Raw genomic sequence first — 14,165 nt, 5'->3', positions numbered from 1 at the left:
AAACTCCTGAAAATGAGCAAAGCAGCCCTTTCTGAATTACCTTCTGATCTGATAAGCGAACTGCTGACAGGAATGCGGTTGCGTGGCGTGAAGTATCGACAAATTAAAGCCGGTAGCCGGTTTGGTTTTAATTTCCCGGCAAGGCCCGGTTATGCCTGTTTCCATTTTATTGCCTCCGGCAGTGCTCTGTTACGTAAAGCAGATGGTACGATTCAAACGCTACCGGCGGGTTATGCGGTATTTATGCCACATGCCCCCCACCATCAGTTGCTGTCTGATTCCGATGCTGCAATACAGGATATTGATACCTCTGAAACTATCCCGTTGGGTGATTCGGTGAGTGCTATTAATACCTGCTGTAAAATCACCAACCCTGAAAAAACAATTATTTTTCATGGCTGCATGGCCTTTGACGCTGGCGGGATGCAGGGTCTTATCAGGTTAATGCCGGATGAGTTGCTGGCAGATACACTCAGTGACCGTTATCCGGGCTTACTGCCAATCCTTTCGTCAATGAAACGGGAAGTCTGTTCAGGCCGAATTGGCTACCCCGGAATTATGGCCAGGCTTGCTGAAGTGGTGGCCGCCATGCTGATACGGGGTTGGGTAGAATGTGGCTGTGGTAATGGAAGTGGTCTGGTGGCTGCACTTAACGATCCCCGGCTGGCGCAAGCATTACTGGCTTTGCACCGCAACCCCGGAAAGGAGTGGACCGTGGCGGAACTGGCCGCCGAGTGCCACAGTTCCCGATCGGTATTTGCCGGACGTTTTCGCCAGACTATCGGCATATCACCACTACGTTATGCCGCTGAGTTACGTATGCAGCTCGCCAGCCAGTGGCTGAATTTTGAACGTCTGCCGATAGAAACCGTGGCTCAGCGGCTGGGCTATACCTCCCAGGCCGCCTTTAGCCGGGCTTTTAAACGGATCACCGGTCTGCCGCCGGGAGCCAGCCGCAAGGCCAGGAATCATCAGTAAACATCACGCAGGTAGCGTTTCTGCCGGGTCAGCGCCGACAGCCACTGTTCAGCTTCGCCGGCACTCATCCGGCCATGGTCACGGATGATCTGCAGTAACGCCTGATGGACATCTTTCGCCATTCTGCTGGCATCGCCACACACACAGACGGTTGCGCCTTTCGTCAGCCATTGCCAGAGAATACTGCCTTGTTCCAGCATCCGGTGCTGGACGTAAATTTTATCTGGTTGATCACGGGAGAAAGCCGTATCCAGCCGGTGCAGTACTCCGTCACGACGGAAGTCTTCCAGCTCCTGACGATAATAAAAATCACCGTCAGCATGCTGTTCACCAAAGAACAACCAGTTATGACCCCGGGCGCCACTGGCCTGGCGCTGTTGCAGGAAAGCACGGAAAGGGGCAATTCCTGTACCGGGACCAATCATAATCAGTGGTAATGTATCGTCCTTCGGTATCCGGAAACTGACCTGAGGTTTTACAAATACCTGAATACTGTCACCGACAGCGCTGTCGGCCAGAAATGACGAACAGACACCATCCCGCATCCCGTGAATACCCTCACGTATCACCGATACTGTCAGATGTATTTCGTCCGGAGTCAGCAACGGACTGGACGAAACAGAATATAGCCGTGGTCGCATTGGTCGCAGATAGCGGATAAATTCATCGGCCCGAACTCTGGCAGGGAATGCTTCCAGCAGATCCACCACCCGCTGCTGCTGTTGCCAGCCGGTAAAATCACCTGCCAGCACCTTCTGTAGTGGAGGAGGGAATTCACCGCTGACAGAATGGTTGCCGAGGTATTCTGCCAGCTCACGGCTCACCACCGATAAATCCAGGTAATCCGTCAACGCATCCTTCAGACTGACCGTCTGCCCGGAACTGACCGTCACCGGCTGCTGTGGATCAAGCTGCAGAGCATTAAGTACGGAGTCTACGCACTGCGGTTTATTTTGTGGCCAGACCCCCAGGGCATCTCCGGCCTGATAACTGAGCTCAGTCCCCTTTACTGACAATATTATCTGGCGGGTCTCCTTCTGTGATCCCTCCTGGTTCAGTCGCTGACAGGACAACAGCGTGGCGCGGTAAGGCTTGTCACGATGGTACTTTGCAGGAGCTGCGGGCTCAGTCTCTTGCCGGATAACCTGCGTGGGTTTAGCCATGATATTTACCGGAGCAGAACTGCTGCGTAGCAGCCCGGTCATATTTTCCAGCCATAACCTGGCCGGTTGTAGATCCTCCGCTTCGCATTCGGCCCTGGGAGAAAGCCGTGTCGCTCCCAGTTCACTCAGCCGGGTATCGAGACGCCGGCCAAAGCCACAATACTGGTCATAGCTGCTGTCACCGAACGCCAGTACCGAAAAACTGACCGATGAGAGCGACGGAGCAGACTCTGCCGTCAGCATTTGCCAGAAACTGAGACCGTTATCCGGCGGATCGCCATCACCAAAAGTACTGACCACCAGTAAAATTTTCCCGGCGCTGGCCAGTTCTGCCGCCCCGTGGTCGGAGATACAGCCGGATTGGGCGGTTATCCCCGCCTGTTCCAGCTGGCTGACACATTCGGCGGCAAAAGATTCTGCATTACCGGTGGTTGAGCTCCACAACACCCATACCGGAGCCGCAGTTTCGGCAGCAAAGCTGATGGCCGGCTGCCCGTCCGCGAGCGTGGACGGTATGCCAGCTGCCAGCGGAGTACGGGCATACAATCCCGCCAGCAGCCCGTCGACCCACAGGCGCATATCATTCCCCAGCGGTGCGGTAGCTGGTAACACAGGAACACCGCCGCAGTTATCGGGAGGGCTTAAACGCAAACCCGCCAGATATCCTTGCAGATAACGCTGTTCTTCCGCGTTAAGCATTTCAGACAGGCTGGCCCCCGGGACCAGCTGCCCGGCGAACAGGTCTGCTGCTGTGGTGGCAGGGTTTTCTGTCATTACGGCCTCCGCAACGGGCTGAGCGTTGATAAGCTCAGCATCCGCAATTTTTGGGGTTACTATCGGGGTCAGAGAAACCGCACAATATTTCAGCGCCGGTTGTAGCGACTGCGGATCAACCGCGTCGCTGGTCAGTGAATTGACCGACAGGTTCTCACCGAACACGTCATTCCAGTGAAATGGCGCAAAACAGTGGCCAGGTAACACCCTGTTGCTGATTTGCGCCGGCAGGATCGCCTTCCCGCGCCGGGAACGCAGTTCAACCGGTTGTTCCGGTTGAATTTTCAACCGTTGAGCGTCCTCAGGATGAATCTCAACAAATGGGTTCGGGTTTAACTGGTTCAGCTCGGCAATATGGCCGGTTTTGGTCATGGTATGCCACTGGTGTTGCAGACGACCGGTATTCATCACAAACGGGGAGTCATCATCCGGCGGATCTGCCGGAGATAGCGGCAGGCAACAATGGAATTGCGCCCGACCACTGGCGGTTGGGAAAATAATGACCGGAGCACTGGCGGGTTTATCCGTGAAAATTATCTCCTGTGACAGATAGCGTATCGGATGGCGCGATTGCTGATCGTCCGGCGGGCTGGGCCACTGTACCGGAGAATCGTACAGCCGCGGGTAGCTGATACCTCGCAGGTCGTAGCCGGTCTGCGGATTATGAAATTGCTGAATTTCGCGAAATACTTCACTGGCATAACGATAACTAAAATCCTGACGAAAACCCATTTCACAGGCCACACTGGCAATAATCTGCCAGTCAGCCATTGCATCACCAGGCGGGTTAACGGCTTGCTTCATCAGGGTCACATTACGTTCGGAATTTATCATTATCCCTTCGGCCTCTGCCCATAAGGCGCCTGGTAACAGAATGTCGGCATAACGGTTAGTTTCGGTATCGAGAAAAGCATCCTGAGTGATAACCAGCTCCGCCTGCTGCAGCCCCCGGATAACCTGTTGCCGGTTCGCCATACTGGCGACAGGATTAGTGCAGATGATCCAGCAGGCTTTGATGGTGCCTGCCTCCATCTGTTGAAACATATCAACAGTGCCGTGGCCGCCATGATCCGGTAAAGTGCCGGAGGGCAGTCCCCAGAGATTCTCGGTGAAACGGCGATCCTCTTCCGACAGCAAAGAACGCTGCCCGGGAAGCCCCGGTCCCATATAGCCCATCTCCCTGCCCCCCATCGCATTGGGCTGGCCGGTCAGAGAAAAAGGGCCGCAACCGGGCTTGCATATCGTTCCGGTGGCCAGATGCAGATTACACAGCGCACTGGTGTTAAGCGTCCCCTGAATACTCTGGTTAAGCCCCATAGTCCAGCAGCTCATCCAGGCGGGAGACTCCCCTATCCATTCAGCGGCACGACGGATATCCTGCTCTGCCAGACCGGTAGCCTCCGCCACCTTATCGAGGGTGTAGTCCGCCAGAAATTCCGGCATCTGTTCCCAGCCCCGGGTATAACGGGCAATAAAATCGTTGTCGGTTTTTCCCTGACTGACCAGCAATTGCAGCAGCCCGTTCATCAGCATCAGGTCACTGCCAGATTTCACCTGTAAAAACAGGCTGGCTTTCTCCGCAGTAGCTGTACGTCTCGTATCCACCACAATCAGTCTGGCACCGGCATTTACCCGGGCCATCATGCGCAGAAACAGAATCGGATGGCAGTCGGCCATATTGGCCCCAATCACCAGGAACAAATCTGCATGCTCAAAGTCTTCGTAGGAACCTGGAGGTCCGTCAGCACCCAGCGACTGCCTGTAACCGCTGCCGGCACTGGCCATACATAGCCGGGAGTTAGATTCGATATTCGGGGTGGCAATAAACCCTTTTGCCAGTTTGTTGGCCAAATATTGAGCCTCCAGCGACATCTGCCCGGAGACATACAGTGCCACGGCCTCCGGTCCATGCTGCTGAATAATGGCCTTCAGGCGGTTCGCGGTTTCCCGGATTGCGGCCGTCATCTCCGCCTGCACCGGGTCCAGGTGACGCTGTTTACGCAGGAAAGCCCGGTCCAGACGGCCAGGAGCCGTAATGGCTTTGGCGCAGGTCAGTCCTTTGGTACACAATTTGCCACGATTGGCAGGGTGCTGTTTATCGCCGGTCACTTTGACCACCCGGTTGTCTGCCACCTGCATTACAATGCCGCAACCGACCCCGCAATAAGGACAAACGCTGTTAACCTGCTGTGTCTGTTCCGCCATCAATATCTCTCCCCGTGATGCTCAGGCTGCGACGTACTTAACCACCGCACCACTCTGCTCAGGCATCGCCACCCGTAAGGCCGGCATCCGGCAATAATTCACGACCTCACCGACAATCAGCAAACCTGGAGATTGTGGCTGATAACGTGCCAGCAACTCCGGCAATGTGTTGAGAGTAGCAATCAGCAACCGTTGCTCCGGACGGGTCCCGTTTTCGATGATTGCCAGCGGGGTCTCCCCCGCTAACCCTAGTCCGGTCAGCCGCTGGCACAGCCGGGAGCTGTGACTCAGTCCCATGTAAAACACCAGCGTTTGTCCCCCCGTGGCCAGCGACACATCGTCACACAACTCTTCCCCCGAACGGGTATGGGCGGTGATAAAACGCAGTGACTGGGCACAATCCCGATGGGTTAACGGCAATCCGGCGGCGGCGGCACACCCGATCGCGGCAGTAATCCCCGGCACGATATGACAGGCAATACCGGCCTGTTGCAGCGACTCCATCTCTTCGCCGCCCCGGCCAAACACAAAAGGATCTCCGCCTTTCAGCCGCACTACCCGTTGGCCGGCCTGTGCCAGCTCCCCCAATAACTGATTGATTTGTGACTGATTCAGCCGGTGATCACCCCGGGATTTACCGACATCAATGCACAAGGCCTGCTCAGGGACCAGAGCCATAATCTGTTCTGAGACCAGGCGGTCATAGACCACCACATCGGCCTGCTGAATCACCCGCAGTGCTTTCAGGGTCAGTAGCTCAACATCGCCCGGCCCTGCTCCGACCAGCCAGACTTCACCCGCAGTCACCGGCTGACGCAGGTCGGCCACAGAAAAGAGTTGCTTAAGAATATTCATCGGTTATCTCCGCTTCAGGGGGCTCAGGACGCCACCGCAATAATTTGCGGGTCAGAGACAGGCAACGGCTGACGGTTCACCCGAATAGCACCGTTCTCCAGTCTGACCGGCCAGCAACGTACTCTGACTGAGGCATCATCCGGACTAATGCCATCAGACAGCCGCAGGCGTTTTTTGTAGAGCGGAGAGATGACCAGTGGTTCTCCGGCTTCATCCCCCACCAGCCCACGGGCCAGTACATTGGCGCCTGTACCCGGCTCCTGATTATCGAGGGCGTAAACCGCAGGCTGATCCCCCCCCAGACGGAACAGGGCGATTTGCCGGGAGCCTAACCGGGCGGCAATACCGGTATTCACCGGGATATCTTCCAGTTGCCCGACGGTCACCCATTCGTCGCTGACATCCGGAACCTCCGCCAGGGGGATTTTTTCTTCTGCCAGCGCCGGACGAATCTGTCCGCGCTCCGGAACCATCACCACTGCCTCATCCGGCTGATCACTGTTGATAAAGGCCCGGAATAATTTCAGGTGCTGAGGGTGACTGAGGGTGGTTTTCCACTCACACTGATACGTTGCCACGATATGCTGCATCTCACTGTCCAGTGAGGTCCCCAGCCCAAGACTGTCTTCCAGGATCACCGATTTCAGGTAACCTATTCCCCCCTCCAGGTTATCCAGCCAGTTACTGGTTCGCTGTAAACGATCCGCAGTACGCACATAAAACATCAGCACCCTGTCGATCGTTCTGATCAGCGTTTCGGTATCCAGATCGGCAGCAAACAGATCCGCGTGGCGGGGTTTCATACCGCCGTTACCGCAGACATACAGATTCCAGCCTTTATCGGTGGCAATCACACCAATGTCTTTACCCTGGGCTTCGGCACACTCACGGGTACAACCAGAGACCGCCATTTTGATTTTATGCGGCGAACGCAGCCCCTTATAACGTTCCTCCAGACGGATGGCTAAGGCGGTGGAATCCTGTACCCCGTAGCGGCACCAGGTAGAACCCACACAGGACTTGACGGTACGCAGTGATTTTCCGTAGGCATGACCGGTTTCAAAGCCCGCCGCCAGTAATTCACTCCAGATATCTGGTAACTGTTCAAGCCGGGCGCCGAATAAATCTACCCGTTGTCCGCCGGTGATTTTGGTATACAGGTTGTAGCGTTCAGCCACCTGTCCCAGGGTGATCAGGCCCTGTGGGGTGATTTCACCGGCAGGGATACGAGGTACCACCGAATAGGTCCCGTCTTTCTGAATATTGCCAAAGAAACGATCATTGGTATCCTGCAAAGAGATATGCTCCGGTTCCAGCAGATAGTCATTCCAGCAGGAGGCCAGCAGAGAACCCACCAGCGGCTTACAGATTTCGCAGCCGTGTCCCTGTCCGTGCTGACGGATCAACTCGTCAAACGAACGAATGTTATTAACCCGGATCAGGTGATAGAGTTCCTGGCGTGAATAGGCAAAGTGGCTGCAGACATCCTTTTTCACTTCAACGCCCAGCGCGGTCAGTTCATGTTCCATCACCTGTTTGAGTAACGGGACACAGCCGCCACAACCAGTTCCGGCTTTGGTACAGGTTTTCAGCCCGTTGAGTTCGGTACAGCCCCCGGCCACCGCCTGAGAAATATCCCCTTTAGTGACATTATGGCAGGAACAGATTTGTGCGGTTTCCGGCAGCAGAGCCACTCCTAAACCACCACTACTTTCGCCGGCCGCCGCCGGCAGAATCAGACTTTCCGGATGTTCAGGCAGCGGAATACCATTCAGCATACGTTGCAGTAGCTGGCTATAGTCTGAACTGTCGCCAATCAGTACCGCTCCCAGCAGGGATTTGCGGTCTTCGGAGACCACAATTTTCTTATAAACCCGGGCCGGACCATCGGTCCACTGATAACTCAGGCTGCCCGGAGTGGTTCCATGGGCATCCCCGACCGAGGCAACCTCCACCCCCAGTAGTTTCAGTTTGGTACTCATGTCTGCACCACTGAACGGGTTGTTCAGTGTAGCCAGTCGATCGGCCAGACATCGCGCCATCTGATAACCCGGAGCCACCAGGCCAAAAATTTTGCCCTGCCAGAGCGCACATTCACCAATGGCCGAGATGGCCGGATCAGAAGTCTGGCAGAAATCATCGATGACAATCCCACCGCGTGGCCCTTTTTGCAGACCCGCGCTGTCCGCCAGTTCATCACGCGGCCGGATACCGGCAGAAAACAGCACAAGATCGGTTTCCAGTTCTGTGCCATCGGCAAACCGTAACTGATGTTGCGCATGTTTCCCCTGGGTGATTTCCACGGTCTGGCGGGAGGTATGTACCTGTACCCCGAGAGCAACAATCTTCTTCTGCAACATCCGCGCGCCGTCATCATCCAGCTGTAGGGCCATCAGTCGCGGAGAAAACTCCACCACATGGGTCTCCAGGCCGGACTGTAACAGGGCATTCGCCGCTTCCAGACCCAGCAGCCCGCCACCGATAACCACTCCGCTTTTAGCCTGCGCGGAGTGTGCGGCAATCGCATCCAGGTCCTCCAGTGTCCGGTACACCAGGCAACCTTCACGGTCATGTCCCGGCACCGGCGGCACAAACGCGTAGGACCCGGTCGCCAGCACCAGCTGATCATAAGCCAGCTGATGACCTCCGCTGTCGGTCACCACCCGGGCCTGTGCATCGATATGTGCTACCTGACTGCGGGTACGTAATTCTATGCCGGTCTGTGCGAAGAAATTGTCTTTCACCAGCGACAATGATTCGGCACTGCGCCCCGAGAAGTATTCTGACAGGTGAACGCGGTCATAGGCCGGATGCTGCTCTTCGCCAAATACCACGACCTGATACTGTTGGTGCAGCTGGCGTTCGGCCAGTTGCTCCAGAAAGTAGTGACCCACCATGCCATGCCCGACAACCACTAATACCGGCTTACTCATATTCCGCTCCCCCGCAGCCTCAGGCTGCTGTTATCAACATTGCATGCCACGGCTCAGGCGGCTTTCGGTTGTTTCTCATACAGAAAATGCAATACCTGTTGCCGGTATTGCTGATATCGGCGGTCATCTGCCAGCGCCACTCTGGAGCGCGGACGCTCCAGGGCAACGTCCATCACTTCTCCGACGGTCGCCGCCGGGCCGTTGGTCATCATAAATACGCGATCTGACAGCAAAACCGCCTCATCAACGTCATGGGTGATCAAAACAATAGTGGTCCGAAGCTGTTGCTGAATATCCATCACCGCATCCTGCAGATGCGCTCTGGTCAGCGCATCCAGTGCGCCAAAGGGCTCATCCATCAGCAGAACCGACGGTTTCATCGCCAGCGCCCGGGCAATTCCGACCCGCTGCTTCATGCCTCCGGAGATCTCATCAGGCCGCTTAGCGGCGGCATGTTCCATATGCACCAGTTGCAGGTTATGCATGATCCAGTCTTTCATTTCGGCTTTGGTCATCTGACCACGGAACACCTGATTTACCGCCAGGGCGACATTTTCGTAAGCCGTCAGCCAGGGTAATAAAGAGTGGTTCTGAAATACCACCGCCCGCTCCGGACCGGGGCCATCAATTTCACGGTTGTTGCATAACAATCCGCCACGAGTCGGGAAGGTGAGTCCGGCGATCAGATTGAGCAGCGTTGATTTACCACAGCCGGAATGACCGATCAGGCTAATGCATTCACCCTCTGCGATATCAAAACTGACATTGTCCAGGGCCAGAAAATCACCGCTGGCCGTCGAAAACTGCTGACTGATTTGTTGTACCTGGATTATCGGGTTGGCAGACATAACTCTCTCCTTAACGCTTTTCATAGCTGAAACGCCGGGCGACCCACATCAACAGTTGCTCAAGCAACAGCCCCACGACTCCGATAACAAAAATAGCGATGATGATGTGTTCCACATTCAGGTTGTTCCATTCATTCCAGATCCAGAACCCAATCCCCATCCCGCCGGTCAGCATTTCCGCAGCCACAATCACCAGCCAGGCAATCCCTATCGACAAACGCATACCCGTCAGGATGTTGGGCAGTACCGCCGGAAACAGAATTTTGCGCATGACAGTAAATTCCGACAGGCGCAGCACTCTGGCGACATTCAGGTAATCATCCGGAATACGCCGGACACCTTCCGCGGTATTCAGAATCATCGGCCAGACTGAACAGATAAAAATGGTCCAGTAAGAAGCCGGATCCGCACGCTGGAAAATAAGCAGCCCTATCGGCAGCCAGGCCAGCGGACTGACCGGTCGCAGTAACGAAATCACCGGATTAAACATGTCGGCGATAAAACGAAAACGACCAATCAAAAAGCCCACCGGAATCCCCACCAGCGCAGCAAGTCCAAACCCGATGGCAACCCGTTGCAGCGAAGCCAGCACATTCCAGCCGATTCCCTGATCATTAGGCCCGGCCACATAGAACGGATGAGCGAAAATGGGGATGGCTGACTGCCAGGTTTGCCAGGGGGTCGGGAAACCGTGGCTGTACAGAGCCACCATCTGCCAGCCTCCCAGCAATAACAGCACCCCGAGCAGTCCAGCAAACAACTGGCGGAATACCCGACGAAACATGGCATTAGGACGCCGGGTCACGGGCGCCGGGGCTGTCGCGCCGGAAACAGTAGTAGAGGCGGAAAGCGTCGCCACTGCCGGAGTTACTTCAGACTGTTGTGTCATGCTGGCCTCACTGGTTGTTGAATACTGAAACTCCTGAGATAGCCGGCAGGATCGCTGCCATCCCAGCGTTTGCCATCCATCAGTACGCTGCTGCGCATCTCACTGTCGGGCAGCGGTACATTTCCTACCGCGGCTGCCGCCTGTTTATAAATATCGGTACGGTTGATTTTCCGGGCGACGGCCAGGTAATCAGGGTCGGTTTTTAATAATCCCCAACGGCGGTGCTGAGTCAGAAACCACATCCCGTCAGAGAGCCACGGGAAGCTAACTTCGCCATCGTGATAGAAGCGCATCGGATGGGTATCCTGCCATGTCTGACCCAGGCCATTTTCATAACGACCCAGCATGCGCCCGGCAATGGCATGCACATCGGTATTGATCACCGCGCGGCCTGCGATAATGTTGGCAGTCTCCAGCCGGTTAGCCTCGCTGGCATCAATCCAGCGGCCAGCTTCCAGCACAGCGGCGGTCAATGCCCGGGCTGTATTAGGATGAGCGGTAACCCAGTCGCCCCGGGTACCAAGGATTTTTTCCGGATGATCCGGCCAGATTTGCTGTGACGTTGCTGCAGTAAAACCCACCTTCTCGCTAATCGCCCGCTGGTTCCAGGGCTCTCCGACGCAGCAACCCTGCATATTGCCGATTTTCATATTGACCACCATCTGCGGAGGCGGTACCACCAGGCTGCGAATTTGCTGTAACGGATGAATGCCGGCGGTTGCCAGCCAGTAGTACAGCCACATGGCATGTGTTCCGGTAGGGAAAGTCTGTGCGAAGGTATAGGTGCCAGGCGGGTTTGCATCGATATGCCGTTGCAGAGCTGCCAGGTCGGTAATCCCGGCCTCCCGTAGCTGGTTTGCCAGGGTAATCCCCTGGCCGTTCTGATTAATGGTCAGCAGGTTAGCCATCGGCGTTGCCGGGCCCGCCAGCCCCATATGCAATCCATACAGTTCGCCGTAAAGGATGTGGGCGGCATCCAGCTCACCGGATAACAGTTTGTCGCGAACCGTCGCCCAACTGGCCTGTTTTTGCGGCATAATGCGGATGCCGTACTTTTTATCAAACCCCTTCGCCGCAGCCATCACTACCGACGCACAATCCGTGAGGGGGATAAACCCGACCTGTACGGTTTTCAGCTCCGGCGCGTCAGAACCGGCTGCCCATACACTGTTCATCAGTCCGGGGACCAGCAGGCTGCCGGTTATCGCGGCGCTCCCTTGCAGAAATCTGCGTCGGGAAAAAGTCCGGTCTGTTTTTGTCTGTTGGCTCATTCACCCTGTCCTTCTGTGCCCGGTCAGTTTCGGCAAAAAAAAAGCGCCCACCGCTGCATCGTGAATATGCAGTGATGGACGCCATTATCCGTAACCTGTGTTCTCAGCCGCCGTTGGCCGGGCCCACAGGTTTAATCAGTTTAGAGTTTACTGAAGCAAGAGCCATGCCATCGGCACAACCTTCCGGAAGGTCCGGTCATAAAATGGGTAATAAACCCTTTATTTAGCAGGGGAAAAATAATCCGTTGCAGAAGGAATAACTGACAGAATCACAGAGCGCTGGCAGGCAGGGATCACAGGGGAATAAATGTGACCTGCACCACAAAAGAACAATACCCGCACCCTTGATGTGCATATTTCTTTAGCCGGGATGATCGAATACCCCGGCGACTGACAGTAACGCAGCGGCAATATCTGAGATCTTTTTGTTCTGATCCATCGCCATCTGGCGCAGCGTTTTATAGGCTTCATCTTCGGTCAGTTGGCGATGCTGCATCAGCAATCTCTTGGCGCTGTCCACAGTTTTTCTCTGATGAAGGACCTCGCGCAAATCAGTGAGCTCCTGATTCTGCGCATCCAGTCGCTGTGATTGTTGGCGTAACAGAGAAAGCAGCGACTGCCCAAGTTGTGGCTGAACGCCTTCACTTTGTAGCCAACCGCCCTGACGGTGAACGCCCGCGGAAGAGTGTTCCATAAATACCGAATAACCGCTATAACCGTCCGACATCGTCGTTTTCAGGCTGTTGATATCAGCCTGCTGTTCATCACAGGCCCGCTGAGTACTGAAGATCCGTTCACGGCATAACTGCATCAGGGTATGCTGCAAGTGGTCTTCCAGCTGTTTCATGGTATCAATACGCCGGGTGGCCAGCAGAAACCAGTGCTGGCTGACATCAGGATTCCCCGACAAACTGCTACGGGTACAGGCAATCCGCCTTAGCCGTTCAAACTCGCTGTCGGGCACCATCTCCAGCCAACGACGCCGGTTGTCCGGATCACTAAATTCAATGAATGTGGCAAAGTAGTGTTCCTGGCGTTCGATCAGGCTGATGATCTGCCCGGCAGGATGATCATCTTCATCTTCCGGCATATGCCCGCTGAAGATACGCACTCCAATCGCCCTTTCCTGCCCTGCCAGCTCTTTGCCCTGCATAAAACTAAACATAGCAATCAGGGCCCGCGAGATGGCCGGATCAGCAGAGGCATCTGAGACCGCAAACACCAGTGACAGCAGATGTCGGATAGTATCATTGAAGACTTCAACCGCGGCCACCAACGAGGCGACCCTGCCGTTGATTTGCTGTCGGGTTTCCTGTAATACGCCCAGCGCATACACGGCTCGTGCAGCACAGTGAAATAACCGGCTGGCCTGTGGCTGACCCGGGTCCAGCGCCTGAGTATTATCCAGATAGTGCATCAGCTCTTGTTGGGACAACAATGAATCCTGCTCACGGTGGCGCAAATCTGCAGCGGTCTGTCGCCCTTCACTGCACAGAAACAGATTGACCGTACCCCGTTCGCGCTGCAGATGATGGATAAGCACGCTGACTTTCCCCACCAACTCACCACTGTCCAGCAGACAACTCAGACTGTTAAGTTCACACTGTCTGGAGGCCAGCAAAAAACGAAGGGTTGTCGGTATGTAGTCAGTCATCATCAGTCCCCTGCAAAAGAACAATTTATGCAAAGTACACGCCAGGGCCGACCAAAAGGCAAAAAAAACCCCGTCTGGTCACGGGGATAAAACACAACGATACCGCAAATTTTTACTGGTAAACGAAGGTCACTCCGACTATCGACTGCACGTTACCGGCCACCACCTGACCGGAGGTCCGGGCATAAGAAGCTGTGAGCCCCAGACTCACAGGCGAGGTACCCACATTACCTAACGAAACATTCTGGTTAGTCGCCAGAACGCCGCTGCTGTTAGATAACTGCACACCGACTCCCTGAGCCGGCGAGGTCGAAGAAGTATTAGTAAAAATCGTTGACGCAGTGTCTGTTGTTGTTCCTGACAGATAATAAGACAGTGCTTTAGTTGCCGCACAATGCACCGTTAATGGTATGGTCTGCGTTCCCGGGTAATTCGGTAATGTCACCGTGACGTCACGCGACGACACATCACAACCTCCTGTCGGAACAACCACATCATTATTGGCATAAATGCTCCAGACATAGGACGCTGAATCACCAAAGTTGTTGGTCTGATGTAACACCAGCCGGGCAATCAGTGAACCACTGGTAATCAC

The 14,165-nt window shown here is 55.2% G+C and carries 9 protein-coding genes; 1 reads left to right on the top strand and 8 read right to left on the bottom strand.

Translation table 11 applies throughout. The annotated features are described in order from the left end of the window. The first annotated feature begins 12 nt into the window (after window positions 1–12). Complete coding sequence (locus B3Z23_RS11040) at window positions 13–978, top strand: AraC family transcriptional regulator (protein ID WP_349677220.1); 966 nt, start codon at window positions 13–15, stop codon at window positions 976–978. On the opposite strand, the gene B3Z23_RS11035 is transcribed toward B3Z23_RS11040, so the two are convergent. The 8 genes from B3Z23_RS11035 to B3Z23_RS11000 form a co-directional block, all read right to left on the bottom strand. Then, entirely contained in the window at window positions 972–5,120 is a 4,149-nt protein-coding gene (locus B3Z23_RS11035; RefSeq protein ID WP_294909444.1) for a bifunctional nitrate reductase/sulfite reductase flavoprotein subunit alpha, read from the bottom strand. The genes B3Z23_RS11040 and B3Z23_RS11035 overlap by 7 nt on opposite strands. A gap of 21 nt (window positions 5,121–5,141) precedes the next feature. After that, window positions 5,142–5,975, bottom strand: coding sequence for a uroporphyrinogen-III C-methyltransferase (gene cobA, locus B3Z23_RS11030; RefSeq protein WP_294909442.1), 834 nt, complete (start codon window positions 5,973–5,975; stop codon window positions 5,142–5,144). A gap of 23 nt (window positions 5,976–5,998) precedes the next feature. Further along, window positions 5,999–8,908, bottom strand: a complete 2,910-nt coding sequence (gene nirB / locus B3Z23_RS11025; RefSeq protein WP_294909441.1) for a nitrite reductase large subunit NirB — start codon at window positions 8,906–8,908, stop codon at window positions 5,999–6,001. 53 nt (window positions 8,909–8,961) lie between these two features. Continuing rightward, entirely contained in the window at window positions 8,962–9,756 is a 795-nt protein-coding gene (locus B3Z23_RS11020; protein WP_294909439.1) for an ABC transporter ATP-binding protein, read from the bottom strand. Between the two features lie 10 nt (window positions 9,757–9,766). After that, window positions 9,767–10,645, bottom strand: a complete 879-nt coding sequence (gene ntrB, locus B3Z23_RS11015) for a nitrate ABC transporter permease (RefSeq protein ID WP_414716483.1) — start codon at window positions 10,643–10,645, stop codon at window positions 9,767–9,769. Next, window positions 10,642–11,916, bottom strand: a complete 1,275-nt coding sequence (locus B3Z23_RS11010; protein WP_294909437.1) for a CmpA/NrtA family ABC transporter substrate-binding protein — start codon at window positions 11,914–11,916, stop codon at window positions 10,642–10,644. The genes ntrB and B3Z23_RS11010 overlap by 4 nt, the downstream gene beginning before the upstream one ends. A gap of 361 nt (window positions 11,917–12,277) precedes the next feature. Beyond that, window positions 12,278–13,573 carry a nitrate- and nitrite sensing domain-containing protein gene (locus tag B3Z23_RS11005; protein WP_414716482.1) on the bottom strand — a complete coding sequence of 432 codons (1,296 nt, stop codon included), beginning with the start codon at window positions 13,571–13,573 and terminating at the stop codon, window positions 12,278–12,280. A 109-nt stretch (window positions 13,574–13,682) separates the two neighbouring features. Further along, on the bottom strand, window positions 13,683–14,165 hold a 483-nt coding region (locus B3Z23_RS11000; protein WP_294909433.1), incomplete at its 5' end, for a fimbrial protein.

This window comes from Tatumella sp. UBA2305 (genome assembly GCF_002345795.1).
GTDB lineage: Bacteria > Pseudomonadota > Gammaproteobacteria > Enterobacterales > Enterobacteriaceae > Tatumella > Tatumella morbirosei.
This window is presented reverse-complemented; position numbering and strand designations above follow the sequence as displayed.

What these genes read in the sequence shown, in the direction of transcription:
- B3Z23_RS11040 (WP_349677220.1), top strand. Translation starts at nt 13, where the DNA reads ATGAGCAAAGCAGCCCTTTCTGAATTACCTTCTGATCTGATAAGCGAA.
- B3Z23_RS11035 (WP_294909444.1), bottom strand. Translation starts at nt 5,120, where the DNA reads ATGGCGGAACAGACACAGCAGGTTAACAGCGTTTGTCCTTATTGCGGG.
- cobA (WP_294909442.1), bottom strand. Translation starts at nt 5,975, where the DNA reads ATGAATATTCTTAAGCAACTCTTTTCTGTGGCCGACCTGCGTCAGCCG.
- nirB (WP_294909441.1), bottom strand. Translation starts at nt 8,908, where the DNA reads ATGAGTAAGCCGGTATTAGTGGTTGTCGGGCATGGCATGGTGGGTCAC.
- B3Z23_RS11020 (WP_294909439.1), bottom strand. Translation starts at nt 9,756, where the DNA reads ATGTCTGCCAACCCGATAATCCAGGTACAACAAATCAGTCAGCAGTTT.
- ntrB (WP_414716483.1), bottom strand. Translation starts at nt 10,645, where the DNA reads ATGACACAACAGTCTGAAGTAACTCCGGCAGTGGCGACGCTTTCCGCC.
- B3Z23_RS11010 (WP_294909437.1), bottom strand. Translation starts at nt 11,916, where the DNA reads ATGAGCCAACAGACAAAAACAGACCGGACTTTTTCCCGACGCAGATTT.
- B3Z23_RS11005 (WP_414716482.1), bottom strand. Translation starts at nt 13,573, where the DNA reads ATGATGACTGACTACATACCGACAACCCTTCGTTTTTTGCTGGCCTCC.